Origin of the sequence: Shewanella colwelliana ATCC 39565 (assembly GCF_000518705.1) — a bacterium.
Classification (GTDB): domain Bacteria; phylum Pseudomonadota; class Gammaproteobacteria; order Enterobacterales; family Shewanellaceae; genus Shewanella; species Shewanella colwelliana.
On the sequence record NZ_JAEC01000013.1, the window covers coordinates 129698 to 155259 of the forward strand.

Below are 25562 nucleotides of genomic sequence, written 5' to 3' on the forward strand. Positions count from 1 at the left end.
AAGTGATTCATCTGAATGGCAGCCCATCAGTTAATATCGCTACCTGACTGGCTTGCCTTAATTATCGATTATCACTCTATCTCTGCTTTCATGTTTAGCTTTATAGAGTGCCGCATCGGCTCGCTCGAAGGTTTCATTTATCTGTTCATTTTCGAGAATTTGCGCAGCACCTATAGATACTGTAACTGTAATTCTCTGATTTTTAAATTTAAATGGTATATTTTTTACTTTTTCTCTCACGCGATTAAGCATATGTTCAATATCTGACGCATTGACATCGGGGATAATCAAGACAAACTCTTCGCCGCCATATCGTGCCACAAATTCAGATTCACGCAGTGAGTTCTTCAGTGCCATCGAGATCACTTGAAGGGTTTTATCTCCGGTACTATGACCGAAATTATCATTGATCGATTTGAAGTGATCTATGTCGGCCACTGCAACCCATAGAGGGTGTTTATGGCGTTGATAATTTCGGTATTCCTGCTCCATACGCTCCTCCAGTGCAGCCCGGTTAGGCAGCTGAGTTAGCGAATCAAGCAGGTTGATTTTTTGCTGTTCAAACAAACGCTCTTTGTAGGCGTTGGCCTCTTTACTTAGCTCATTAAGCTCATCACGCATGGTCTCCATTGACTTGCGCAGCATCGCCTGTTCGCGTTGCTCCAATGCCTCTTTACGGCCTAACGCGGTACGAATCGATGCCAATTGTTCAGTAACTTGCGATTTCAAGTGGTTAATATCATCGATATCAATAATGGCGTCGCCGACGTTATCGACGCGAGAGTTAATCTCTCGATTAAGTTGTTTCTTTAACTGGTAGCTGCGTTGATTGCTGTTATAGGAGTCACTGACGACTTCTCGGACGGCCGACAATGCATCGTTGAGGGCAAACAAAAACTCTTGTGAGGCACTTTTCTCAAGCGCAATATTTTCTAACAGCAAAGACAAAATGGTTTGATATGCATCGATCAGCGTTTCAACTTCAATCTCGTCAGATAAAGAGTCTTTGATCACAAGCACTTGGTCGCGTTGATCTTTGCGGAACTCTATTTCAGAGATCATCTGTGCAAGTTCATGAGCCAGCTGACGATGTTTAGGTAACACCTCGAGCTTGTCACCTTGTTCAAGTTGCTGTTGCAAAATACTTTCGTAGAAGCTGACTAGTCGCTCCACCTTGGGAAAGTAATCCCAATAGGTGTGAAATGGCTTACCGAGATCTTGTTTAAAGTAGGCGATCTCTTTTTTGACTTTATCTGGTACTGAGTTGACGCGCTGCAGTTGGCGAATGACTTTTGATAGGCTGGCGCGACCCTCTTCAAGTTGCCCCATCACATGGTGATACTGATTTTTTAAAAGGTGTTCAATTTCAACTAGTTCAGGTAGCGATTGCTCAAAGCTATCTTGGCCAATAAGGTTATGTCTGAGCTTGGCTAGTTTGTTGTCTAGCTCAATACTCTGTCCTTTACAGGCGAGACTTAGATGACCAATGAATTGCAATAAAGAGTTTTGATTTTGCTCTTTTTGCTCGCTTACCTCAGCTAATGCCGTTTTGGCTGAGTGTAGCTTCTGCTTAAGCAGTGAAACTTGTGAAACGCTTGCCATAGAGTCCTTCATTCTAGACCTTGTAAAAGTAGTGGAGCGAAAAATACAGCCCTATAAAATAAAAATTGGCGGCGAACAGCTAAGACTTAAAGATGCCGCTATGTAAACATGCGTCTTCAACCTGATGGTATCTCATTCATTGTGTTATGCAAATGAGTAATATCGGCTATGTGACTTGGCGTAAATTCTTCTCTATAGTGTGTTAACTCTCTTCAACACCTTGCCATTTCGGCCAACGAATAAGTGCCTTGTTATCATTACACTCGACTTTAACTAATCCGCGGCTAATGGCCTTTTCAAGGTGTAAGTATAGCGGAGTTGAAAAAATTGCCGCAGGTGCAAAATTAAGTGGCGTAATGGTGACATAATAATCGTTGCTATGACCCAGACTGATAGCGCCGGCGACCATCATTTGTAGCACCCCAAAGTGAACTTCAGATGAGAGTTTTACATCGAGATTACTCAGTAGTGGTAGATTGATAATTCCAAGGTGGAGTGAAATATCGGCATGGGGCGCGAGTTGGTTGACAATAACACGAATAGTATCGAGGGTTTGCTGGTGATCTTGTTGCTTAGAAAAGGTCATCGCAATTAATCCTGGGCGGATAATATAAGCGTTCTGGGCTAGAGTGTCAGTCAAGGCATCGATGAGTTGTTGCATCTGTTGGTTGTTTTGCTGTTGCCCCAGTAACAGATCGCTGTTTTGTGCGCCCGTTAGTGACATCATGGCGATCATGGGGGATTGAGTTGCTGCGCCGATATTGTCGATAAATCCGCGGTATCCGGGTAATTTAGTTACTGGGTCTAACAAGGACTCCGCAACAAGTACTCGCGATTTTTTGCCTAAGAAACGCTTGCTCCGCCATTGATTGATACAGACCAAAGAGATAAGCGTTGCCAACAATAAGGTGATGATAAATAGCAACCTAAATTGTTGTAGGCTGTCATCACTATCTGACTTAGCGCCTTGCAATTGATTAAGCTGCAGCTTGAGTTTTTGCTCGGCTAATAAACTTGGGTTGTATGCTTGGTCATCTTTGGGCTGTTCAGCTAATTCCCGACTATAGATAAGTAGTTCATCAAGTGTGGCGAGGGCTTTCTCTATTTCACCTAGATGTCTCAGTGCTAAGGTACGGTATTGCAGTGCTTCGATCATCTCACTGAGTAAGTTTTGCTCTTTAGCAAGGAGAAATCCTTTAGCGCCATAGGCATTGACCATTGACCAATCGGCCAATTCAGTGGCGACTTGGGCGATAAGAATATCGTTGTATACTAGGTAATGCTTACTTTTTTTCTGTAAAAACAGACTGTTGGCTTTGATTAGAAAGTCTAGTGCTGTTTTTGGCTCTGCATTATTGAAATAAGCTTCGCCAAGGTTGTGAAAATTGAGCGCTTGTGCGGTCAAATTGCCACGTTTGACATCTATCTGTTGGGCATTGAGGTAATAGTCGATTGCCTGATTCCACTTACCTTGGTTGGCATAAACCATTGCGATGACGGTCATACAGCTCGACAAGTAGTTGTCATTATTAAGGGCCTTAAAACCATCCGCCGCTTTATGGGCATATTCCAGTGACTCATCCCAAGACTCTAGATCACGGTAAACCCTAGCAAGTCGCAAGGTTAAAACCGATTGTAAAAAAGGTTTATCTAGTCCCTCTGATACACGTATGGCTTCGATATAATGCTGTAGTGCTTTGGTGTACTGCTCATTGCGATTAAAGAAAAGCCCTAAAGTGGCTTCGGCTTGCGCAATAAGGTAGCCCTCTCGCAGTTGATACGCTAATTCACGATATTGATTAAAGTGCACTAACGCCTGACTTTTATGCAAAGTGATACGGTATACGTCACCCAGCTGGTAATGAATGGTATGTAGCAATAGCGTGGTTGCAATGTCTTCGGCGTCATTGAGCTGTTTTAATGATTGATTGTAGAGTTCAATTGACTGCTGATAATCCTGCTTCTCTCGTCCGACTTTGCGCGCTTTCAGCATCAATATGTAACTTTTATCGAAAGGTGTATTGGCAATATTGGTCAAAGACGCGATTAACTGCGCTGCTTTGCTTATCGCGTTGTCAACACCAACACGAGGCTCGAGATAGACCCTTGCAAGCCATTGGAGTCGCTCTTTTAAGTCGTCTTCAGTAAAACCTTGCTCTTGTGCGAGACGGGAAAATTCAACCTCATTATTAAAGGTCAATTCAAAAGGGATGGTGTTAATGAGATCCTGATAAAACTCCGCTGATGATTCTCGAAGTTTTATTTCTTGCGCAACTAACTGACTTTGGGCGCTAAACGCTATGGGGGAAAACAAAAGTGGCAGTATTAAATAGCCAAGTAGTAAAAGTCGCATCGTCATTTAATCACCAACCCTTTTGAGGGGCTTATTATCGGTTTATAGGATCAGGCCACTCGAGATGATGGGTTATCGTGCAAGAGCTAATCTTTTATTATGGCAATGATAACAGAAGGTAGCGACAGTGAAACTAGCTGACGGCTTGATTTTGATTTTTCTTAGCTTTTGGCTTGTTGTGAAGGGATGGCCTCACACCAAGCTCGTAACCTAGAGCGATTAACGTCGCCCGATACTATCTCATCAGTGGTTCATTATGTTAGTGCAGCACGACTTTGCTCAACGGGTGGATATGTACGCAAACGAGCTGTCATTCTTACCAAGAGCTTGCTGGCACTGAGCTGACCTGATTAGGTTAATATGACTCTGTAGATTTATATTCACAACAATTTGCTCAATATATTTTACAAAAGCCATTCCCCAACAGCCACTAATCAGTTAGATTAAACCATGGCTAGACGACCAAGTTGTCTACAGCGTTAAATTTTACCGGGTTTTTTTAGGTCGTTAATCAACTTTTTATCACGTAACCATTATGGCTGCCACGAAATAGTTAAGGTGCGACTTTGACACGTTTAAGATTTGAGTAACAAGGTTTTAGTAATATGTTTATCAATAAAATAACAAGATTAAGCCCAAACCCAGCAGGGTTTGGCGAGGTTCCCGATGAGGTGTCTGCTGAGATGTTTGTCGGTGACTTGCCCACGCAACATACTCATAGCTATTACGAAAATGATCAACTTGGCCTCTATATTGGTACATGGGATAGCACTGCGGTGACAGAAGCGGGCGGCCCTTACGTTTGCGATGAGTTTATGTGGGTCATTGACGGTGACATTGAGGTGAAAAACAACCATACGGGTCTGGTCGAACATATCCATGCAGGGGAAGCGTTCGTTATACCTAAAGGCTACGATTGCCAGTGGCATCAACCAGGGTATGTGCGTAAGTTTTACGTGATTTCGGCTCATCCCAACGAGGCTATGCCGGCTCAAGCTGTGGTTGAAAGTATTATCAAACCCGCTTTAGTTGTAACGGAAAAAAATACTGGCAATGATACCGCCTTGTTGCCGCACTTTTGCCTTGATGGCGGCCCGCAAAAGGTGGCGCAGTGCTACCGTGATGCGCAAGCACGTTTCTTTTCGGGAACTTGGGAGAGTGAACAGTGTGAGTCTGCGTCGTTAACCTTTGGTGCCAATGAGTTTCTCTATCTGCAAAGTGGTGTGTTGGTATTGGTCGATGATGAGCTGGTTGAACATACGTTTACTGCTGGGGAGGCGCTCTTCATTCCACAAGGCGTCACCTGCCAGTGGCGAGTGACTCAAACTGTTCGCGCTTTTTATACCATCATCGCCCCTGCATCAATTGCCTGATTAAGGGTTGAAGCTGATGATTCATTAAGATGGACAAGCGCTAAATAGTTATTGCAATGATTAAGCTATTGAGTGGGGTAGTGAGTTAAGCCGCTATCTATAACGACCCAAATAAGAACTAAAAAATAATGAGAGGAGCGGGAATGTATAACAAACATTATATTGGCGGAAAGTGGTTTGAGCCTTCAAGCAGCGAAACTTTTGATGTTATCAATCCGGCCACTGAAGCGGTCATTGCAACCATTCCTGCTGGCAACAAAACTGATATAGATGCTGCGGTCAGTGCCGCCAGACAGGCTTTTGATGTGGGGCCATGGCCGCGAATGAGTGGTGCCGAGCGCGGTACCTATCTACGTAAAATAGCCAGTATTATTACCCGTCGACTCGATGAGCTAGCCCAGCTTGAGGTGCTCGATAATGGTAAGCCGTTCCCTGAAGCCAAATGGGATATTGAAGATACGGCTGGCACATTTACCTTCTATGCCGAGCTGGCCGAGCAACTCGATAGTAATCAGGAAAAACCGATCGCTTTGTCTGAACCCGGCTTTAGCGCCAAAGCAGTGAAGGAGCCTGTTGGTGTGGCTGGCGCGATTATTCCCTGGAATTTCCCTATGTTGATGGCCGCTTGGAAGGTGGCGCCGGCATTAGCTGCGGGTTGTACTATGGTGTTAAAACCCTCAGAGGTGACACCACTAACAGCGTTAGCACTCGCTGAAATTGCCGAAGAGGCAGAGCTTCCTGCTGGCGTACTTAATATTGTTTCAGGTCTCGGTCCCGATGCGGGACAACCGTTAGTTGAGCATCCCCATATCGATAAGCTGGCATTTACTGGCTCGGTTCCCACGGGCTCAAGAATTATGGCCATGGCCGCAAAAGATATCAAAACCGTCAGTTTGGAATTAGGCGGAAAATCACCCATGGTGGTGTTTGAAGATTGCGATATTGAAAAAGCGGTCGAGTGGATCATGTTTGGTATTTTTTGGAATCAAGGTCAGGTGTGTTCGGCCACTTCACGGGTGCTTGTTGCCGAGTCTATCTATCCGGCTTTACTGGCACGCTTGGTTACTGAAGCGAAGAAGATCGCTATCGGTGCGGGCGACAAAGATGACGTCTTGCTTGGGCCACTGGTCAATGCTGCGCAGTATGAAAAAGTCAAAGCCGCTATCGCCCGCGGTGTAGCCGATGGTGCTCATATCGCGACTGGCGGAAATAGGCCGTTGGGACTTGAAGCGGGTTACTTTTTAGAACCGACTGTCCTTACCGAGATGGCGGAAGATAGCTCGATCTGGACTGAAGAGATTTTTGGCCCAGTGGTATGTGTAAAACCTTTTAGCAGCGAAAGTGAAGCAATACGTATGGCTAACGACTCCCGCTTTGGCTTGGCGGCGGCGGTGATGTCGGCCGATCTCGATCGCTGTGAGCGCGTTGCTCGCGCGTTTCGTGCCGGGATTGTCTGGGTTAACTGTTCACAGCCAACGTTTGTTGAAGCGCCATGGGGCGGCTACAAACAATCAGGTATTGGCAGAGAACTAGGAGAGTGGGGTCTTAATAACTACCTTGAAACCAAACAGATAACTCGTTATGAAAGTGACGAACCTTGGGGGTGGTACATCAAATAGTGAGTAGCCATTGAGTAATTTGAGGCCCCTATATTCATCATAAATAAAATAATAATTGAGAAAACTATGCAACATCTTGAAGCGCTTAAAGACTCTAAATATTGCTCATTGTGGCATGATCAAGACATTCGTCCAGATACCGTGCCGGCACTAAAGGAGGACGTTAATTGCGAACTCCTCATTGTTGGCGGCGGGTTTACCGGCCTTTGGGCTGCATTGCAGGCCAAAGAACGTAAAGCCGATGCCGACATTATTTTAATTGAGAAAACCTTTGTAGCCGATGGCGCTTCAGGGCGAAACGGTGGCTTTCTCAATGCTAGCCTTGCCCACGGAGAAAACAATACAGAACATCATTTCCCTGGTGAGGCGCAGCGTCTAGAGGCACTAGGCCATCAAAATATGGCCGAGCTATTGGAAACATTGCAGCGTTACAATATCGATGCCCGTTATGAGCCTGTGGGCGATACCTGTGTCGCGACCAACCAAGGATCCGTTGAGCATTTACGTGAAGAGTATGACGAAGAGAAAGCCGCGGGCAAAGAGGTGATTTTTTACGATCAGCAGCAGATGCAAGCACAAGTAAATTCACCGACTTACCTTGCTGGTTTATGGTGCAAAGAGGGGCAGTCTGGCATTGTTGACCCAGCCAGATTATGTTGGGGGTTAAAGCGAGTCTTGCTTGAGTTAGGTGTTCGTATTTTTGAGAACACGCCACTAGAGTCGGTCAAACCTCTGGGGCAGGACAAGATGCAAGCTCACTGCCTTGGGGGCAACATCACCAGCGACAAAGTGCTGATGGCCACCAATGCTTTTCACAACCCGATAGGTGCGATCAGACGTTCAGTGATCCCAGTATGGGATTATCAGCTAGCGACAGAGCCGCTTAATGACGCGCAGCTAGAGGCCATTGGTTGGCATAAAAGCCGTCACGCCATCAGTAACTATGCCAATATGTTTCACTATTATCGAATGACCCAAGATAACCGTATTACCTGGGGCGGTGGTGGGGCGGTGCGTTACTATTTTAATAATGGTACCGATATCGCGACCCAAGCGGATGTGCCTGCGCTGTTTGAGCAGTTGTCGAAAGAGTTTTTTGAGACTTTTCCGCAACTCAAAGGGGTTAAGTTTAGCCATAGATGGAGCGGTATCATTGCCACCTCTACCCGTTTTTGTATGGTGCCAGGCGTGACCTATAACGGCCGTTTGGCCTGGGCGGTGGGGTACACAGGACTCGGTGTCGGTGCTTCGCGTTTTGGCGCGCGTATTGGAATTGAGCTACTGGGTTATCAGCCGAGTGATATTTTGCAGATGCATTTTGTCACCAAGAAACCCATGCCGTGGGCACCAGAGCCATTTCGCTGGTTTGGCGTGAGGTATACACAAGATGCGTTAATTAAAGCTGATAGCCGTAATGGCGAACGCGGATTATGGCTGAAAATGTTAGATAAACTTAACTTAGGCTTTACCTGTTAAGCCATGGTGAGAGACCGAACTGGATGTGAGACAGCTATTTAAATGTCATAAAAAAAACCACCGCTTAGCGGTGGTTTTTAGCAAATAATGGCTATTATAAACTTTCTTCCAAGCCACCTAAGGCTTCAACCAAAGCGTTCATCAATGCGATAAGCTCGCTACCCATCAAGGCAAAGTCAGCATCGAGTCTAGCAAGTGGGTCTTCTGTGCCGACCTCATCGTTACCGGCTCTAAACTCTTCAGAAAACTTGAGGCGTTTAATGCTGGCATCTGATTGCAGCAAGAAGGCAATAGACTGTCCAAAGTGAAGCGCCAGCTTATGCACCTGTTTACCCACTTCAAGGTGAGCCAATACTTCGTTTTCAGTAAGATCTTGCTGCTTAAAACGAACGATACCGCCTTCATCTGAGTCTGATTTTAGCTCTGCTTCATCTTGCATTTCGAAGGGAGCAGGTGTGCTATTGTCTTTTAGCCATTCTGTCAATTGAGTTTCGATTGGTGTTTTGAAGCTCATTGGGATCACCGGCAGTGAACCGAGAGCTTTACGTAAAAGGGCCAATAGTTCTTCGGCTTTAGCGGCACTTGAGCTGTCGACTAAAATCATCTCAATTTCAGGCAAGATCAGTGCACTAATCTGACTGCGACGAGAAAATGCACGTGGCAGTAGCGTAGTGGTTATCTCATCTTTTAAGGCGTCTTTCTCTTTTTTAGCCAGTTTACGGTCTTCTTCGGCTTCGATTTGAGCGACTTTCTCTTCAAGAGCTTCTTTAACAACCTGTGATGGTAGGATTTTTTCTTCTTTGGTGGCACAAATTAGGTGTCTGTCACCAGCACTGTGTACGAGTGTATGGCCTAGTTTTCCAAGTGCTTTCGAAAAGCCGAATTTGCTAACGTCTTGGCTAGAACAGGGAGAAAAAGTAAAGTCTTCTAATGACGTCTCTAGCGCTTCAGTGTCGACAGAGAAAGGTTTATTAAAACGATATACAGTAAGATTTTTAAACCACATGATAGGCGCTCAATAGTAAATAAAGCCGCAGTGTAAGCCATTGTCGACCTCGGGTAAACCGCAATCGGTTAAGGTGTGTGTTGTAACAAAAAAGTCCCAACTGTCATATTTCATTAAACTGTAATATTTCTCATCATGCAGCTGTACCCCTTGATAGCCTTGGGTTTCGTCTTTCTCCGATTCTTTTTGGTTGTGCTTTTTACTTGGTTCATCAAATGCTGAAATAAAACTGCAACAAAAAAGTTGCAAACTTTCGGCCGTCCAAACCAATAACCAAGACGAATAAACGTCGAAAGGATTAAATGATGAACGTTTTTTGTAAAACTCTACTTGCTTCTGCACTAGCCACTGCCACTTTAGCGTCTGCACAGGCTGCAGATCCATTGACTGTTTACGGAAAATTAAACGTAACAGCACAATCTAACGATGTTGACGGTGATGCAACGACGACGATTCAAAGTAATGCCTCACGTTTCGGTGTAAAGGGCGCTTTTGAACTAAGCAGCGCATTAGAAGCTTTTTATACTGTTGAGTATGAAGTTGATACTGGTGATGACGTAAAAGAAAACTTCAAGGCACGTAACCAATTTGTTGGCCTTAAAGGTAACTTTGGTGCGTTTTCCGTTGGTCGCAACGACACCATGCTTAAAATCTCACAAGGCAAAGTTGACCAATTCAATGACCTTTCAGGTGATTTAAAAAACCTATTTAAAGGCGAAAACCGTATCGAGCAAACGGCTACTTATATCACGCCTAACTTTAGCGGTTTCAAAATGGGTGTGACTTATGCCGCTGAAGGTGCAAGCTCACAGTATGCGCAAGATGGATTCAGCCTAGCGGCAATGTACGGTGATGCAAAATTGAAAAAGTCACCTATCTACGCCTCTATTGCTTATGATTCAGATGTAAAGGGTTACGAAGTGGTTCGTGCTACGGTTCAAGGTAAAGTGGCTGGACTAAAGCTAGGCGCTATGTATCAGCAGCAAGAAGAAACCTACAAAAAGACTGGTGAAGTGGTTGATGGTGCAGACAGCAAGACGGGTTACCTGTTCAGCGCAGCTTACACCATTGATGCAATTGTGCTGAAAGCGCAGTACCAAGATATGGAAGACAAAGGCGATACATGGTCGGTGGGCGGTGATTACAAGCTAGGTAAGCCAACTAAGCTATTCGCGTTCTACACTAACCGCTCTATGGAAGGTGATAACAGCGATGACAAATTCTTCGGTTTAGGTCTAGAACACAAGTTCTAAACAAGTTAAGTATTTGAATTAAAAAAGGAGGCCATAGGCCTCCTTTTTTATTATTTGTAAGTTTTATGACAAAAAGTGCCACTTTATGACAGTATGAGCGGGTATTTTCATATTTTTGTAATAAAACAGTCCAATAATAGAAGCGTGGGAATTCACTGATAGAAGATCGCATATGACTGCTAGGATATTGATAGTTGAAGATGAGCTGGCCATCCGAGAGATGTTAGCTTTTGTTTTAGAACAACATGGATTCACGACAACTACAGCAGAGGATTTTGACTCAGCATTGGATATGTTGTCCGAGCCTTACCCAGATTTAGTATTACTCGATTGGATGTTCCCAGGAGGGAGCGGCATTCAGTTGGCGAAGAAGCTTCGCCAAAATGAGTATACCCGTCACATACCTGTCATCATGTTGACAGCCAGAGGCGAAGAGGAAGATAAGGTTAAGGGGCTAGAGGTTGGCGCCGATGACTATATCACTAAGCCATTCTCGCCTAAGGAGCTGGTGGCACGAATCAAAGCTGTGATGCGTCGTAGTGCGCCCACGGCATTAGAGGAGCCTATTGATGTGCAAGGACTTGTACTTGACCCAGTCAGTCACCGAGTGACTGTTGGTGAGCAAGTGCTCGACATGGGCCCGACAGAATTTCGCTTATTACACTTCTTCATGACACATCCAGAGCGGGTGTATAGCCGAGAACAGTTATTGGATAACGTTTGGGGCACTAATGTCTACGTTGAAGACCGCACCGTTGATGTTCATATTCGCCGTTTACGTAAGGCGGTTGAACCTTCCAATCACGATCGCCTCATTCAAACTGTCCGTGGGGCAGGTTACCGCTTCTCAACTCGGGTTTAGCAAATTGGTAGGCACAGATAGCGATTTACGTTATCTTGTGCCCAATTGCTCACTATGGTTAAGCTATGTTTGATTCATATTCAGGGTACCGGCTACTGACACGCTTGGTGATCTTTCTACTGCTCTGTCTTGCTGTTGGATTAATCGTCAATCATGTGCTGTTTGTGATGCTTCTTGGTAGCATTGGCCTACTGGTTTGGCACTATAAGCAGATCTCCCGACTTAACTTTTGGCTATGGCGCGATAAACGTCTGACACCGCCAAATGGCAGCGGCAGCTGGGAGGGAGTGTTCAATGGCATCTATCGTCTACAGGGTAAAAATCGTAAGCGAGTGTCTCAGTTAGCCAATCTATTAGCGCGTTTTAGACAAGGTGCCGAAGCCTTGCCTGATGCTGCCGTTGTGCTTGATTCCGATAATAATATTGTTTGGTGTAATAAACTGGCGCAACTATTACTGGGGCTGGTTTGGCCGCAAGATAATGGTCAACGCATCGACAACCTTATTCGCGATCCCGATTTCTCAAGCTACCTGAAACACGCCGACTTCAACGAGCCCTTTGAACTACCTGATGCGCAAAATGATGGCCGCGTGTTGGAGATTCGGATCATGGGGTATGGATCGGGGCAACTGTTATTAATTGCCCGTGACATCACCCGAGTGCGCCAGCTCGAAGGGATGCGTAAAGAGTTTGTCGCGAATGTCTCTCATGAGCTCAAAACGCCGCTAACGGTATTACAAGGCTACCTTGAGATGATGCAGGGAATGGCTGAGCCTGGGTCTGCAAACGTTAAAGCCATGGAACAGATGCAGCAACAAACCAACCGGATGCGCTCCATGGTTGAGCAGCTATTGGTGCTATCGCGTATTGAAGATGGCACAGGGGTCAACCTTGAAGCAAAGGTCAATATGACCCTGATCATGGATACCATTAAAGAGGAGGCCAATGCGCTAGCCTTAGGTCAATATATCCTTAAGGTGAGTTGTGAGCCGGGTTTAAATATCTATGGCAATGAGGTGCAACTGCGCAGTGCCTGTTCTAATTTGGTGTCAAACGCAATTCGTTATACGGAGCCCGGTGGCACCATTAGCATTAGCTGGCAGCGTGTTCCCCTTGGAGCGCAGTTTAGTGTGACGGATACGGGTGAGGGGATTGCTCCGCAACATTTAAGTCGACTGACAGAGCGTTTCTATCGTGTTGACAGTGCACGCTCTCGCCAAAGTGGCGGCACAGGGTTAGGCTTGGCAATTACTAAACATGCCTTAAGTCATCACCAAAGCGAGCTTAATATTACTAGCCAGCTTGGCAAAGGCAGTTGTTTTAGCTTTACCATCCCACCGCACTTAATTGATGAGTCATAAAGCGGCTTAAGCAAGGCTTCAATTTTATGAGCCGTCTATTGTAGACGGCTTTTTTATTGCAAAAACACGACAGTTTGCGGTGATAAGCGAATAAAATTAGCCGAAAAAGCGGTTTTCGTGGCCTTTGTCATCTAAGTGTCACATCACAGTCATAGACTTGTCACTGTAGCGATTGATACTGGCTGCAACTTAAATGAAGCAAGTAAGCAAATCAGCTTAACACTGGAGCAAAGAATGAAACTTAAACAGCTTGTCGGTGCGGTGAGTTTAACAGCCGCTAGTGTATTTTCTGCAGCCGCGATGGCAGCACTTGATCCATCACTGCCAACTTATGAAAAAAGCAGTGGCGTATCGGGTAACCTTTCTTCTGTAGGTTCAGATACCTTAGCCAACATGATGACACTTTGGGCTGAAGAATATAAAGAGATGTATCCAAACGTGAACATCCAAATTCAAGCAGCGGGTTCTTCTACAGCGCCACCATCATTGACTGAAGGGACATCTCAGTTTGGACCAATGAGCCGCAAGATGAAGCCAAACGAAGTTGAAGCCTTTGAAAAACATTACGGTTATCAGCCTACTGCGATCCGTGTTGCGATTGATGCACTAGCGGTATTTGTACACAAAGACAACCCAATCCAAGGCCTAAGCATCGAGCAGATCGATGGCATCTTCTCTGCAACACATAAGTGTGGCGGTAGCGATGTACAACGTTGGGGTGATGTTGGTCTAGAAGGCGGCTGGTCTGCTAAAGATGTGCAGCTATACGGTCGTAACTCAGTATCGGGTACTTATGGCTACTTCAAGAAGAAAGCCCTATGTAAAGGCGACTTCAAAGCCAACGTAAACGAGCAACCAGGTTCTGCATCAGTGGTGCAGTCTGTATCGCAGTCACTTAACGCTATTGGTTATTCGGGTATCGGTTATAAGACTGCTGGCGTAAAAGCCGTTGCTATCTCTAAGAAAGGTGATAAGTTCATCGACGCAACAGCGGCTAACGCTGCAGACGGTAGCTACCCACTATCACGTTACCTATACGTTTATGTGAACAAGCACCCTAACAAAGACCTAGCACCGCTAGAGCGTGAGTTCCTTCGCTTTGTGCTATCAAAGCAGGGGCAGCAAATTGTTGAAAAAGATGGTTATGTGCCGCTACCTCGCAGCGTCACTGCAAAAGATTTAGAGAAAGCTGGCATTCGCCTGTAAGCTTTATTCTAAGTAAAAAAGGCCTCCTCGGAGGCCTTTTTTGTCTTCAAATGAAGACGACATTTTTGTTTGAGTAGCGTTTGGCTGCATCGTATTTGGCGATGGCCGCTTAACAAAAAAGATGCTGTTTTCGATACCCTCAGCTGCATCTATACTGGGGTATTCAATTTCTTCGATTTAGCTTCACTTGATACGAGTAATGAGTAACAACACTTATTTTGTCCAAAACCTTTCCATAGGGTCAGATAACTCGGTGTAGGTACGGCTGTGACCATATGATCACGACATTTGGCATCTATGTGCTTCAGCTTCTGCAAGCCATTAGTCACAATGAAGGTTAACGCTAGCATCAGCCAATTGAATACAAAATGAAGCTAAATTAAAGGTTTTCATTAAAATAGTTATTGCTGCGTCAGATTTTGTCGTAGGTAGCGGTTATGCTGGTGGCACAAAGAATTATGAGAAGCTTTGATGCAAACGAATATCCAGCGCCAGCTTGCTATGCTAGAGCAAATCCCTCGCCACCCTCGTCGAATTACCGCAAATGCTATTGCCGACCGGTTACATAGTCGCGACTTCGATGTGGGCTTAAGAACCGTGCAAAGGGAATTGAAATCCATGTACGATATGGGGCTTTTTGGCCTTGTGCTCGATGACAGATGTAAACCGTTTGGCTGGTCGATTGCAGCGTGTTGGCGTGGCCTCAATTTGACCTTGATGGATCACCATATGGCACTGGCGTTTCATACCCTAAAACACAGTGCCAGCCAGTTGCTACCACCGCAAAGTCTTAAACAACTTACGCCCTATTTTGAACGCGCAGATCAAGTGCTTGCCAGTGATCCAGAAAATCCTTGGTTGTACTGGGCATGTCGGGTTGCGCAATTACCTGAACCTTTTCCCTATATCTGCGCCGAGCCAGATCCAAAATCGTTTGAAACCATTCAAGAGGCCTTATTACATAAGCGCCAAATAGCCTGTCAAATCAAGCGGGTTATCAAAGGTAAAAGTTACTGGATTGACTATATGCCGCTCAATCCTGAGGGGATCAAAATATCCAATGGTGTGGTGTTACTGGCGTTTACTATCGGCGAGTTTGATTCAAGGCGTTATGTACGCTCGATTGACTTATTGCGCGATATCCAGCTGCTCGATACCCCGGCCATTACCAGAGATGATTTTGATATCGCCCATAGTGGAATCGCCAATACAGCGGAGTTAATTGATATCGAGTTACGTTTTACGCCATCGGCAAACTTTATTTTGAGTAATGCCAAGTTAAGTGAAAACCAAGATGTTGAGCAATTGCAAGATGGTCGCTATCGCGTCACAGCGAGTGTTAAGGACACCCCCAGGTTTAGGGCGTTTCTGTGGGAACTGGCAGACAACGTTGAGATTGTTGCTCCACTCAAGCTAAGAGCCCATTTCACGCGATTAATCAGTAAAGTCAGTAGCCAATATCAAACTGTTACGACTAAGTCTGTCGCAGCCACAAGTTAAGCTTCTAGGTACAAATCCAAGGAGGTTAGCTAATGTTTGAAATACTAACGCAAAATAGCCAAGTGCCGCGTATTGCCGTTTTTGGGGTGGGAGGCTGTGGTTGTAATACCATAAACCAACTTAGTCAGGTTTCTTTTGGTGATAACCTGCACTTTGTTGCGGTCAATACCGATGCCCAGTCACTGGCTGCATCTCAATGTAGTACTCGCCTACAAATCGGCTTAGAAACCACAAAAGGATTAGGTGCTGGTGCTAAACCTCAGCAAGGCCATGATGCAGCACAGGAATCAGAGGCAGAGCTTAGAGAGCTTATTGAGCTTGCCGATATTATCTTTATTACTGGCGGGATGGGAGGAGGGACTGGAACGGGAGCGATCCCTTTTATGGCTTCTGTAGCAAAGGATCTCAATAAGCCTTTAGTCGCCGTCGTCAGTAGCCCTTTTAGCTTTGAAGGGTGTCAAAGAAACCAATTGGCGAAAACGGGCATCGAGCAATTAATGCAGTATGCCGATGCCGTGATTGTGCTACCTAACGATCAATTATCCAAAGCGTTGGATAAAAAAGTTAGCCTAGTTAACGCCTTCTTTGAAAGTAACCGCATTTTGCAAGATGTGTTGCTAGGGTTAACGACGACAATCAGTCAGTCGGGACTGATTAATATTGATTTAAATGATTTTATTGCCGTAGTGAGTCATCAAGGCCGAGCGGCAATGGGCGTTGCTAAGCAAGAGGCCGGTGAAGATCTGTTGCTCACAATCAATAAGGCCCTGAAAAATCCTTTATTGGAAGATGTTGATCTTACCCAAGCCAAGGGGGCTATTGTTAGTGTTATTGCTACAGAGAGTATTGAACTCAGTCAATATAATAAAATTGGGGAAACCTTACACCAGCAGCTAGATCCCAGTGCATTAGTGATCATAGGGTTGACGATTGTTCCACAGTTGGACTGTGAACTTGAGTTGATGGTGATAGCAACGGGCATTCAAGCGCCAACAGAGGGATTATTAACCCAGGATGAGGTTGTCATATCAGGGTCTAAAAAAGATCGTTTTAGTTCAGCAGAGCTGATAAATGTACATGATTTTTTGGAAAAACAGGCCAGCAGTAAGCGTGATAAGCCGTTTTCTACTGAACTTGATATTCCGACTTATACTCGTCAAAGAAGGCCTAATTAACCTGAACTCGGGTTAATAAACGTATCTCAAACAGGCCAAACTATCGAGCGTCTCAGCCAAATTTTAGATAAAAAAAAGCGACCTTAATAAGGTCGCTATAAGTTCCAATCTGGAATCTGGCGATAGTGGCGCTAGACACTATCTAAAGGGAATGATGATGAACGATGAAAAATATAACCAGCCGAAGGAGTGAATATTCAACTGCTGCAAATTCTGTTCATATAGTCAGAGTGCACTTTTTCCAATTAGTTCAGATAATTTTTAATTTTTTCTATTTTTTTTAGATGTTAGCTGAAATGACTTACTGAAATGGCTAATAACTTGGGCTTTAACACAATCTAAAGTAGGCTTGCTGGGGTAAACATTGGCAAAATTTTAGGGAAGAAATATATCATGCGAGCTAACGTATTAGCCGGGTTGTTTATCGTGCTTACACTGATGGCAAGTCTTACCTGTTGGGGCGAGGAGAGAGCCTTGACATCTTCCTCAGTAGTTATCCCCCGTACACAGGTGTTTGAGCTCAGCCATCCCTTAAATCAGCGGGTTTATCCGCTTTGGGTTAAGTTGCCCAGATCTTATCAGCGCAATACCAGTAAGCTGTATCCGGTTATCTATGTTACTGACGCTCCTTATGCTTTTCAAATTGTCTCAGGTGTAACCCGTTTCCCGATGAATAACAATAAGATGCAAGAGGCTATTATTGTTGGTTTGTCTTATGCCAAGGCTGATAAAGGCCCTCAGAGCCGGGTACGGGACTACACCCCTGTGAAGGATGATGGCTGGAAGCTAGAAACGGGTGGTGCCGACGCCTACGCGGATTATATTGAGCAGGTGGTGTTTCCGTTTATGGCAAAGCACTATCGGGTTCAGCAAGATAATCGCACGTTTGTGGGCAACTCCCTTGGCGGCCTGCTGGGGGCCTATTTGCTATTAAGTCGCCCAGCGCTGTTTGATAGCTATCTGTTAGGGAGTCCATCAGTTTGGTATCACAAGGAGGCACTTCTTTCTATGCCTGCACAGCATTATCAAGCACGGCGCCGTGTGTTTATTGCTGTGGGGGAATTTGAGACGCCAGATAAGTCGGGGATGCAGCATGATATGGTGGCAGGTGCCGTTAAGTTAACGCGGCACCTTGAAGTTGCAGTAGGCAAAAAATTGACCATCAATACCGTAAAGATAAACGGTGCTTACCATGAAACCGCGTTTGCCACTACTGCAAGTCAAGGACTTTACTGGTTGTACCGCACGCAACCAGTCACTAGTGAGTAACGCGTATATTGATGGCGATAAGTGCACTTAAGATGTTGCGGTTAGGCCTTGCAGCCAGGTTTGAAACTCTTCATCCATGCTGGTGCCCCATTGCTTAATGAGTGCTTGATAACGTGGGTAGTCGCCCTTGCGGGTGAAGCCAAGCATAGTGTCTAGCTTATCTTTATGGTTTTCCATCATAAAGCGCACCGCTAAGTACCCCCAGCGATAGACGCGGTCTGTACCACCATTTTGCTCATAGCTGGTATTAAACAGATCGCTAAGTTGATAGTTTTGCTTGGCAATAATCGCAATCGCGGCAGGGTTATCATTGCCTTGAGAGATATATTCACCAAGGCCTTCACTCCACCACACTAAGTGCGGCAGTAGCGGTGCAGGTTTTGGACAGTACTCGGGTGCGCTATGAGAGTCATGCAGTGAGGCGCAAAAATCGCCATATAGATTAAAGTGGCCATCTAAATAGTGCACATACTCATGGGCGAGATTCCAGATCTGGCCCTTTTTCTCGTAGGCGACAAACTCTGCTTGATTGCCCTTAACATGAGGGAGTCCCTCTAAGAACATGCCGCCATTGTCGCTAGGGACATCAAAATGGGCGGTCACGTAGCGGGTGTAATCTTCACGGCTATGGTATACGTTAGCCCGCATACGGTGATTATTGTCGTTGGCCACAGGTTTACCTTCAGTGCCAAAGAGTTGGTGAAATTTGGCTTCCTGTTTTTGCAGTAAAGCACAGGCTTGGATGACTTGCTCTTGCGTCAAGGCTTGCGAGCGAATGGTAATGGTTTCACTGCAATCATGCTGCTGGCTTAAGATTTCGTTCAATGGCGCAACGTCGGTATTGGCACTGCAAAGGCTGGGGAATAAAAACAGAGGAACGATGGGGAATAGGCTTAATCTGCTCACGTTGCTTTTCCTATTGGTTATGTTTGTATAAAATATGCAGAAGTGTTTCATCTTCACCTGATAATGTCAATTTCAATGGCATTGTTGGGGAAGATGATTACAATATCCTCAATCCTCTACCCACCATAAGAAGGAATCATCAGTGTCCAAGCAATGGGATAATAATCAAGATCATCATTCGTTTGCTAATGTCGATAACGTTAGAGTTACTCATTTAGATCTTGCGCTGTCGGTACAGTTTGAGCAAAAGCAGTTGTTAGGTAAGGTGGATTTGCAGCTCAATTATCTCGACCCCCAGTGTCGTGAGCTGTACTTAGATTGCCGCTCACTTACCATTGAGTCTATTGTTGATGATGTCGGGCAGGCGTTAGCATTCAGCGTCGACCAGCAGGACCCGATTCTTGGCGAACGACTGAATATCAGCCTGCTGTCGGCTACCAAGCAGGTATCCATTAGCTACCGTACTTCTGCCGACGCTCAAGGCTTGCAGTGGTTAACGCCGCAGCAAACCAGTGGTAAGCAGTTACCTTTTCTTTTTAGCCAATCACAGCCGATCAATGCCCGTAGTTGGATCCCGCTACAAGACAGCCCTAAGGCACGTATAACCTTTAGCGCCAGCGTTGAAGTGCCTAAAGGCATGCGCGCAGTGATGAGCGCAATGAATGATGCGAGCACGCCGCTTGACGGTAAATTTATCTTTGAAATGGAGAAGCCGATCCCGACGCATCTGCTGGCAATCGCAGTTGGCGATTTACAATTTGGTGCAATAGGCCCAAGAACCGGGGTTTATGCTGAGCCAGAAGTCTTGAGTGCTGCGGTTAAGGAGTTTGAAGATACTGAGCGGATGGTCGAGATTGCAGAGTCGCTGCTTGGTCCCTATCCATGGGGGCGTTATGACATGATAGTGCTGCCACCTAGCTTTCCTTTTGGCGGCATGGAAAACCCAAGACTTGCCTTTATGACACCGACATTGATTGCCGGTGATAAAAGCTTAGTGTCAACCGTTGCCCATGAACTGGCGCACTCTTGGACCGGTAATTTAGTCAGTAACGCAACTTGGCGTGATTTGTGGCTCAATGAAGGCTTTACCACCTATTTCACCAATCGAATTGTTGAAGCGGTATTTGGTAAAGAGCAAGCACAGCTTGAGGTGGTGTTGGAGTATGGGCGCTTAAAAGAGGAGTTGGCATCAATGCCATTGGCGGCGCAGACGTTACCCGCCAATGTGCAAGCGGGCGACCCTAACGATGCATTTAACCGCTTTACCTATGATAAAGCCTCGATGTTTGTCCACGACTTAGAAAAACGTTTGGGTCGAAAGTCGTTTGATAAGTTCCTTTATCAATATGTCAGCCACTTTGCCTTTGAAGCGATCACCACCGAAACCTTTGTTGACTATGCCAAGCAGACTTTGTTAGTTGAACATGGCGATAAGATCTCCGAGCAAGTGTTGCAAGAGTGGGTATATGGCAGAGGCATGCCTTATTGGTTTACGCCGCCTAGCTCAGACAGCCTGGATAAAGTGGATGCGTTGCTTACTGATTGGCAAGCTGGGGGCAAAATCGATAAACAAAACACCCAAGATTGGCGTGTGCATCACTGGCAGTATTTTTTAGGGTGTTTGCCTGAAAGCATCAGTCAACAGACATTGATGCAGTTAGACGAAGTGTTTGATTTTACTCACTCAACCAACGCCGAAATAGCCTGTGATTGGTATCGTGTGGCGATCCGTAATCACTACGACCCTGTACTGCCGGCGCTTGAGCAATATTTGGTTAAAATAGGTCGTGGTAAGTTTGTGCGCCCACTATTTACCGAGTTACAGCTTGCTGGCTATCACACTGAGCTAGCCGCTATTTATGCTAAGGCTCGTGGTGGGTATCATCCCTCGTTAGCCGTGCAATTAGATAAACAGTTCGCTGGCTAAGCAAAAACTAAGTAAAAAAAAGGCAACCCTAAAAGGGTTGCCATAACAATTTGTTAGGTTGGTGATTAATCTTGTGCGCTAGCGTGGGATTAACCACCGTGGGACTCATACAGTCGCCAATAAATGATGAACAAACGATGATGAAAAAGTTGTTACCCTATCTATGAGTGCGCCATTGTCATTTAGTTCCTGCCGCGTCATATTTTTTTTACCTATTACCGATATTTGAGGTATTGACCGAGCTCAATGTGCTGGTGGGCGTTTTTTTAGGCAAAAAAATGGCAACCCAAAGGGTTACCATCAATCCAACTGCGACAGAGTCATTAATCCATATGCGCTAGCTTTAGGGTTAATGCTCCAGGGATCCAGATGATCCCAAAGGGAGATGATGAACAAACAATGATGAAAAATTCGTTACCTAATGTATGAGTCTCGGTTTGGGGATTAGTTCCAAATAAATTCAAATAAATTGGTTATTCCATTGAAGAAGGGGGGAGTACCGCTACTAATTGAATGGCTATCTTGTTGTTTATCTGTGCTATTGCAGGCAAAAAAAATGGCAACCAAAAGGCTGCCATAAAATAATTATTAATGCATAAACCGACTGCGCTAGCGATAGTTTATGTCCTGGGACCCAATCGGTCGCCAAAGGGAGATGATGATGAACAATGAAAGAGTTGTGTAATGCTAGACTACCCAGCTCAATAATTCGTTACAGTTAATCAGAGTGGTGCGTGAGCAAATAGTTCAAAATAATCTTCAAAATACTTCAAATAAATTTTTCAAGCTTATCAGGGGAAGGCGTGATTTTCGTCAGCGAAAGTCTGTACCGCTTGTCTGCGCTGGGTAATTCCCTTGCATCATCGCATGATAGCCGCTCATTTAATCGAGTCTATCTTGCTGAGTTAGGTTAGCAAAGCCAAACTCCAGGCCATAAAAAAGGCGCTAGCATTATCTGCATAGCGCCTTATAGAGCAGAGAATAAATGCCTAAGGTTACTTATTCATGCGCTTGTATTTGAGACGGTGAGGTTCAATAGCATCGGCCCCAAGTGTCTCTTTTAGCCAAGTGGCGTATTCGGTGTAGTTACCTTCATAGAAGTTAACCTTACCTTCATCACGGTAATCCAAAATATGGGTCGCGATTCTATCGAGGAACCAACGGTCATGTGAGATAACCATGGCACAGCCTGGGAACTCAAGTAGCGCCTCTTCCAGTGCTCGCAAGGTTTCAACGTCTAGATCGTTGGTGGGTTCATCGAGAAGCAATACGTTACCGCCCGCTTGCAACAGCTTGGCAAGGTGGACACGGTTACGCTCACCACCTGACAGGGTGCCGATGATCTTCTGCTGATCTCCGCCGCGGAAGTTAAAGCGGCCCACATATGCCCGGCTTGGGATCTCGGTATTGTTGATGCGCATAATATCTTGCCCATCGGAGATCTCTTGCCATACGGTGTTTTTGTCATTCATTGAGTCACGGAACTGCTCTACCGAGGCAATTTGTACCGATTCACCTACTTCGATGCTGCCGCTATCTGGCTGCTCAGCGCCTGAAATCATCTTAAACAGTGTCGATTTACCCGCGCCGTTAGCACCGATAATGCCGACAATTGCACCTTTAGGTACAGAGAAGCTTAAGTTGTCGATCAGTACACGATCGCCATAGGACTTGGTTAGACCGTTAACGTCGATAACCTTGTCACCTAAGCGCGGTCCTGGTGGAATGAACAGTTCATTGGTTTCATTACGCTTTTGGTAGTCGTTGGTATTAAGCTCTTCAAAGCGCGCCATACGTGCCTTGCCTTTTGATTGGCGACCTTTAGCGCCTTGGCGTACCCACTCTAGCTCTTTGGCGATGGTTTTTTTGGCGAGCGCTTTCAGTGGCAGATTCCTGTTGTAAACGCGCATCTTTCTGTTCAAGCCATGAAGAGTAGTTACCTTCCCACGGGATCCCCTCACCACGGTCAAGTTCTAAGATCCAACCCGCAGCATTGTCGAGGAAGTATCTATCGTGGGTAATGGCTACCACGGTACCAGTGTAATCTTGCAAGAAGCGCTCAAGCCAAGCGACAGATTCCGCATCCAAGTGGTTGGTCGGTTCATCGAGTAGCAGCATGTCTGGCTTTTCAAGCAATAGACGACAGATAGCAACACGGCGACGCTCACCACCAGATAACACTTCAATTTTCTCATCCCAATCTGGCAGGCGCAGTGCGTTAGCTGCACGCTCTAAGATGTTGTCCAGATTATGGGCATCTTGAGACTGAATGATAGCTTCAAGCTCACCTTGTTCTTTGGCGAGCGCATCGAAATCGGCGTCGGGTTCGGCATATAGGGCATACACTTCATCTAATCGTGTCAGTGCATTTTTGGCCTCAGAGACAGCCTCTTCAATGGCTTCGCGCACGGTTTGTTGCTCATCAAGTTTGGGTTCCTGCGGTAGGTAGCCAATCTTAAGATCTTGCATAGGGCGCGCTTCACCCTCAATTTCAGTATCAATACCAGCCATGATGCGCAGCAGGGTAGATTTACCAGAGCCGTTAAGACCTAAAACACCAATCTTTGCACCAGGGAAAAAACTTAAGGAGATATCTTTAAGGATCTGCTTTTTAGGTGGGACGATTTTGCCCACTCGAAGCATGCTATATACAAACTGAGCCATGATAAATTTACTCACTGACGAAACAATGGGGGCAATTCTACTGCAATCGAGTTTGAACTTAAATCGGATTTTGGCGGGGTAACTTATTGTTTGGCTGACGAAGCGGTGTTTAGTTTGGCGTACGGCAATAATTATTGTTAACATTCGACCAACATTTTGGTGTGGGCAGAAACTCCGCTAAACAAAATATTTGGGATAAAGGATTCATCTTGAACATATTTAAACCGACCACCTCCGCGCTAATGGTGGCATTATCACTGGCTGGAGTGAGTTTGTCTGGGGTCGCCGCTGCGGCAACCTCTAATCAACATCATAACAGTACCCCGTTGGTGTTTGCTGATAGTCTTAATTCGAGCAGTGGCGATGACGCCAGTGATGGGTTTGTGCTTGCCACAGATAGTGATACGAGTGAGAAAAGCTGGTGGGGAGCAAGTATTGAACTGACCACTGTGCTGTTGCTGGGCGAACTGCTCTACAAAGTCGGTGCTGATAGTATGGAAGATGACTTTGATTATGAGATAGATGGTAATGCTGCTCAGTTTTTCTATGACCGGCTGACCAGCAGTGAGTCGTGGAAATATGATGATAACGATATTGGTATGAACTGGGGCCATGCATACGCTGGTGCGCTCTATCAGCAAGCGTTTCGTAATCATGGCTTTAACTATTATGAAGCCACCTTAGGCAGTTTTGTGGCCTCGACAGTTTGGGAAGTGTTTGCTGAGTACAAAGAGGTCGTGAGTATTAATGACCAAATAGTCACCACATGGGGCGGTGCGGTGTTGGGGGAGAGTATGTACCAACTTGCCGAGATGCTTGAGTCCAAAGATGGGTGGATCCCCGCAACTGTCGGTTGGGTATTTAACCCCTCACAAACGATTCGAGGTTGGTTTGACTATGCCAGCCCACCACGATTTAACCGCAGTAAAACCATAGATGAATTTACCTTATATACCGGTGCGCTCTATACCAGCAAAGAAGTTGCTGATGTCTCCAGTACGCAATTGACATTAGGGATGAAAGCGACTGTTGATAGTCGAGCGGGTCACTATGACACCCTCAGCGGCACACCGACCTTGGTTGAGATGGCAATGGAGACGGGTCTTTCTCAAGATGGCGTTGAAGAGTGGCAGATGGCCACACAGTTGTTGTTAGGTGGCTATGTTGGCCATCAAAAGAGTGCCAATGAACTGGCTGATAGCTGGTCGCACCGTTTTTATATTGGCCCCTCTACGGGGATGGAGTACACCAGTTTAGGTTTGGAAGCCGATGAGGACTTTTATGCGTTAGTTAATCTGCTTGGTTTATCGATTGGCAGCACATGGTCCAACCAAGATTTTAATATCGAAGTAAGAAGCGATATCTTTGGTGATTTTGCCATGGTGAAGCCATTCGCCACGAAAGATTACCTCTCTCAAGGCCGTTATTTTTGGGGCACTAAGTCGGTACTCTGGGAGGGGGAATATGGCTACGCTTGGGGACATACCTTTAACCTGTCGGTTGAGGCCAGCTATCGAGATCTGCTGTTGGGCATGAGTGTCAAATCTCAACGTTGGGACTCCATTGATGGTAAAGACAATGAGCGCCAGCCTGGTTGGAACCCCAATGTGAACGACCTTGATTTTAACGATGCCAGAGATAGATATGAAGTCTACCTGAGTTACTTCATCAACGAGGGGTTAAGCATGAGTTTACACCATGAGCGAATTGACCGAAGTGGTGAGATACAAGGGATAGAAAATCCGAGCATATATAGTCGACTCGATGATACTGAGCAGCGTACTTGGCTCCAGTTGGAATACCACTACTAACCCAGGGATTTGCTGGGTTAGCAAAACAGTGTTTTTGTGCAACACGCTGTAAAGCAGTGCTTTTATTGCGTCTTTGGTAATTGCACTGCGAAAACAACGACTCAGTTAATCTCTAAAGTAAATATTGAGTAATGGATGAACATTTCTATTGCTAAATGACAAGTAATTTCATGTTGCAAACGCTGGGATTGTGATCGAT

17 protein-coding genes and 1 pseudogene are annotated in these 25562 nt (G+C 45.6%); 12 read left to right on the plus strand and 6 right to left on the minus strand.

The genetic code is table 11. The features are described 5' to 3' along the window. Positions 1–57: 57 nt before the first annotated feature. Positions 58–1614: a sensor domain-containing diguanylate cyclase gene (locus tag L876_RS0107945; RefSeq protein ID WP_028763319.1), complete on the minus strand. Its 1557-nt coding sequence runs from the start codon at positions 1612–1614 to the stop codon at positions 58–60. A gap of 190 nt (positions 1615–1804) precedes the next feature. Continuing rightward, positions 1805–3961 carry a tetratricopeptide repeat protein gene (locus L876_RS0107950; protein ID WP_081730654.1) on the minus strand — a complete coding sequence of 719 codons (2157 nt, stop codon included), beginning with the start codon at positions 3959–3961 and terminating at the stop codon, positions 1805–1807. 599 nt (positions 3962–4560) lie between these two features. Here L876_RS0107950 and L876_RS0107955 point away from each other — a divergent pair. The 3 genes from L876_RS0107955 (at position 4561) to L876_RS0107965 (ending at position 8423) form a co-directional block, all read left to right on the plus strand. Next, entirely contained in the window at positions 4561–5328 is a 768-nt protein-coding gene (locus L876_RS0107955) for a cupin domain-containing protein (RefSeq protein WP_028763321.1), read from the plus strand. Positions 5329–5471: 143 nt separating this feature from the next. After that, the gene (locus L876_RS0107960) at positions 5472–6947 is read left to right on the plus strand and encodes an aldehyde dehydrogenase family protein (RefSeq protein ID WP_028763322.1); all 1476 of its coding nucleotides are present in this window, start codon (positions 5472–5474) and stop codon (positions 6945–6947) included. 66 nt (positions 6948–7013) lie between these two features. Then, a complete protein-coding gene (locus L876_RS0107965) occupies positions 7014–8423 on the plus strand; it encodes an NAD(P)/FAD-dependent oxidoreductase (protein ID WP_037428211.1) in 1410 nt (469 codons plus the stop codon). A 94-nt stretch (positions 8424–8517) separates the two neighbouring features. Here L876_RS0107965 and rdgC read toward each other — a convergent pair whose 3' ends face one another. Then, entirely contained in the window at positions 8518–9429 is a 912-nt protein-coding gene (rdgC, locus tag L876_RS0107970; RefSeq protein ID WP_028763324.1) for a recombination-associated protein RdgC, read from the minus strand. A gap of 9 nt (positions 9430–9438) precedes the next feature. Then, entirely contained in the window at positions 9439–9678 is a 240-nt protein-coding gene (locus L876_RS0107975) for a hypothetical protein (protein ID WP_139151881.1), read from the minus strand. Positions 9679–9731: 53 nt separating this feature from the next. Between L876_RS0107975 and L876_RS0107980 the strand changes: the two genes are divergently transcribed. The 7 genes from L876_RS0107980 to L876_RS0108010 all read left to right on the plus strand — a co-directional run bounded on the left by L876_RS0107980 (position 9732) and on the right by L876_RS0108010 (position 18055). Next, complete coding sequence (locus tag L876_RS0107980) at positions 9732–10682, plus strand: porin (RefSeq protein ID WP_028763326.1); 951 nt, start codon at positions 9732–9734, stop codon at positions 10680–10682. A 172-nt stretch (positions 10683–10854) separates the two neighbouring features. Continuing rightward, positions 10855–11544, plus strand: a complete 690-nt coding sequence (gene phoB, locus L876_RS0107985) for a phosphate regulon transcriptional regulator PhoB (RefSeq protein WP_028763327.1) — start codon at positions 10855–10857, stop codon at positions 11542–11544. A gap of 65 nt (positions 11545–11609) precedes the next feature. Beyond that, on the plus strand, positions 11610–12905 hold the full coding sequence (gene phoR / locus L876_RS0107990; RefSeq protein WP_028763328.1) for a phosphate regulon sensor histidine kinase PhoR: 1296 nt from the start codon (positions 11610–11612) through the stop codon (positions 12903–12905). Between the two features lie 234 nt (positions 12906–13139). After that, on the plus strand, positions 13140–14111 hold the full coding sequence (locus L876_RS0107995; protein WP_028763329.1) for a PstS family phosphate ABC transporter substrate-binding protein: 972 nt from the start codon (positions 13140–13142) through the stop codon (positions 14109–14111). A gap of 471 nt (positions 14112–14582) precedes the next feature. After that, complete coding sequence (locus L876_RS21355) at positions 14583–15611, plus strand: helix-turn-helix transcriptional regulator (RefSeq protein ID WP_051413029.1); 1029 nt, start codon at positions 14583–14585, stop codon at positions 15609–15611. A gap of 32 nt (positions 15612–15643) precedes the next feature. Beyond that, positions 15644–16786, plus strand: a complete 1143-nt coding sequence (gene ftsZ / locus L876_RS0108005; RefSeq protein ID WP_028763330.1) for a cell division protein FtsZ — start codon at positions 15644–15646, stop codon at positions 16784–16786. Positions 16787–17260: 474 nt separating this feature from the next. Next, positions 17261–18055 carry an alpha/beta hydrolase gene (locus L876_RS0108010; protein WP_248674523.1) on the plus strand — a complete coding sequence of 265 codons (795 nt, stop codon included), beginning with the start codon at positions 17261–17263 and terminating at the stop codon, positions 18053–18055. 27 nt (positions 18056–18082) lie between these two features. Here the strand turns inward: L876_RS0108010 and L876_RS0108015 are convergent, their stop codons facing one another. Next, the gene (locus tag L876_RS0108015) at positions 18083–18961 is read right to left on the minus strand and encodes a collagenase (protein WP_028763332.1); all 879 of its coding nucleotides are present in this window, start codon (positions 18959–18961) and stop codon (positions 18083–18085) included. 142 nt (positions 18962–19103) lie between these two features. On the opposite strand from L876_RS0108015, the gene L876_RS0108020 reads away from it, so the two are divergent. Then, complete coding sequence (locus L876_RS0108020) at positions 19104–20888, plus strand: M1 family metallopeptidase (RefSeq protein ID WP_028763333.1); 1785 nt, start codon at positions 19104–19106, stop codon at positions 20886–20888. 995 nt (positions 20889–21883) lie between these two features. Here L876_RS0108020 and ettA read toward each other — a convergent pair. Next, positions 21884–23552, minus strand: a pseudogene (gene ettA, locus L876_RS21360) (energy-dependent translational throttle protein EttA). Positions 23553–23761: 209 nt separating this feature from the next. Here ettA and L876_RS0108030 point away from each other — a divergent pair. After that, positions 23762–25363, plus strand: a complete 1602-nt coding sequence (locus L876_RS0108030; protein WP_069670421.1) for a DUF3943 domain-containing protein — start codon at positions 23762–23764, stop codon at positions 25361–25363. Positions 25364–25562: the final 199 nt, after the last annotated feature.